This window comes from Bacillus cereus group sp. BfR-BA-01383 (genome assembly GCF_022663495.1).
Taxonomy (GTDB): domain Bacteria; phylum Bacillota; class Bacilli; order Bacillales; family Bacillaceae_G; genus Bacillus_A; species Bacillus_A cereus_AU.
Genome location: NZ_JAKUFP010000086.1, coordinates 1 through 1606, shown reverse-complemented (window position 1 = coordinate 1606; position 1606 = coordinate 1). Strand labels below are relative to the sequence as shown.

Below are 1606 nucleotides of genomic sequence, written 5' to 3'. Positions count from 1 at the left end.
AAAACATACTAAGATTAGTAGTGCAGACCAAGGCATTGGTTCGCACTACTATTTTTTATATAGTAGAAGTGAAGAAAAGGTCGTGGGTGCTTTGGGATTTTGAATCCGTAAAAAAAACTGACCTTCTTCACTTACCTTATTTGAATCAGTTTTTAGTATGTTGGTCCTCGAGATCGTGTATAAGAAATGGGAATCGATAAGTGTAAGATGAAGACTTCAATTTTCCATCAGGAGGAATCTTATGAGACACGTAATTGCTTTTGATATCAGTATGGGTAAAAGTTATATGGTAATTTATAATGCACAAAAACAATGTATCTTTGAAAAGGAAATCCAACATTTGAAGCCGGACTTTAAAGAGCTACAAAAAAAGATATATGAGCTTACCAAGAAAACTGGTAAATTACCTGAAATTGTGTTCGAGGCAACAGGAATTTATTCTAGACAGCTAGAACGATTTATGCAAGATAATCAGTATACATATTGTCTGTTAAATCCCTTAGAAGCAAAACTACAATGTGATTCCTTACGGATTCATAAAACGGACCGAAGTGATGCACATCGCCTAGCTCTTACCCACTTTACAGCTACCCGAAGGGTATCTCATGGAACGAATCACATATTCCATCAGTTAAAATCTCTTTCGAGATTCTATAGCGAACTAGATGGAGAATTATCAGTGATTCGTAGTCGTATGCATAAAGTCATTCAATTAACATTTCCTGAATTAGAAAAAATGTTCACGAGTAAATCTGATCTATTCTTAAATTTTGTTCAACTATTCCCCCATCCAGATTGTGTTTTAAGTCTTTCTAAAACGATTATAAAAAATCTTATTCGTGCTAATACCAATAAAAAAATATCAAATCTTATGGCAGAGAAAAAAGCCATTCAAATACTTGAAATAGCGAAAAACTCCTATCCAGCTGTTTCTCAAAATGATGTCTTGTGTGATCAACTCAAAGTATACGCAAAACGTTATCAAGAACTACTTCAACAAAAGGAATGTTGTATTAACAAGATGGTATTTATAGCCGAACAACGTGCAGAATATAGTATCATTTTGAGTCTTCCTGGAATTGGACCAAATACAGCTGTACGCTTAATGGCTGAAATAGGAGATATAACTCGTTTTACGAATAACAAGCAATTGAATGCCTATGCCGGTATTGATATACGTCGCTTTCAATCAGGTAAAACTTTTTATAAAGATAAAATTAATAAACGTGGAAATAAACATTTACGGAAATTACTTTTCCTAATCATCCAAAATATGATTAAACTACGGCGTTACGGACGAAATCACATTATAGAGTACTACGATAAATTAAAAACGCAACCCTATAACAAATGTCATAAAGTTGCGTCCATTGCATGTGTAAATAAGTTATTGAAACTTCTCCTTCACCTTATTACACACAATATACACTATGATTATCGGTTAGCAGCCTAACATCATAGTTTCATACATCATACCATATCCGCCCCTAGTAAAAAAATGAATCCATGTTAGGGGTATTTGGCATGAATGAAAATGGATACCTATATTTTGTGACATCCAGTCCATTAAAAATCTAAAAATATAGGTTGACTAATCGTAAGAAAA

The 1606-nt window shown here is 33.4% G+C and carries 1 protein-coding gene; it reads left to right on the top strand.

Features of this window, described 5'->3' with window-relative positions:
- The first annotated feature begins 241 nt into the window (after positions 1–241).
- Entirely contained in the window at positions 242–1453 is a 1212-nt protein-coding gene (locus tag MR065_RS26970) for an IS110 family RNA-guided transposase (protein ID WP_242215733.1), read from the top strand.
- The last annotated feature ends 153 nt before the right edge of the window (positions 1454–1606 follow it).

Bases quoted from the DNA above. Each gene is read 5' to 3' on its own strand.
- MR065_RS26970 (WP_242215733.1), top strand. From the start codon at position 242: ATGAGACACGTAATTGCTTTTGATATCAGTATGGGTAAAAGTTATATG.